Annotated in this window: 1 protein-coding gene; it reads right to left on the minus strand. The window is 32.0% G+C overall.

From position 1 onward, the window contains the following. A partial coding sequence (locus SB749_RS18795) for a hypothetical protein (RefSeq protein WP_410711636.1) occupies positions 1-322 on the minus strand: 322 nt, incomplete at its 3' end. Positions 323-384 lie beyond the last annotated feature (62 nt).

The raw sequence follows: 384 nt of genomic DNA on the forward strand, positions 1-384 counted from the left end.
CTATAATATTGTCCTTACCAAACTGCTTTACATTAATAGGTGCAAATTCAGTAGAGATATTTTTAATAACATCATCTAAATTATCATTACTACAAATAGCTAACTTACCTGTGTCCATAGCTTTTTCAAACAACGAAATGGAGTCCCAGTAAGCATAATGCGAATTAGAAATTATTATAATATTGGGTGTGAAACCATAAACAGCGACACCTTGATTCACCGTCTTCTTAAATTTACTTATGTCCGCGTCAGATAATTTATATTCACTATCTAATACAATCTTATAAAGATATGGATTTGCTGAGTACTTAATCTGATGCATATATTCCTTATCTCATAACGCTGCCATAAGTGGTTAGTAACAGTTGGCTAAAATGTGAAGCG

Origin of the sequence: Brevibacterium sp. SIMBA_078, assembly GCF_046534565.1 — a bacterium.
Taxonomy (GTDB): Bacteria; Actinomycetota; Actinomycetes; order Actinomycetales; family Brevibacteriaceae; genus Brevibacterium.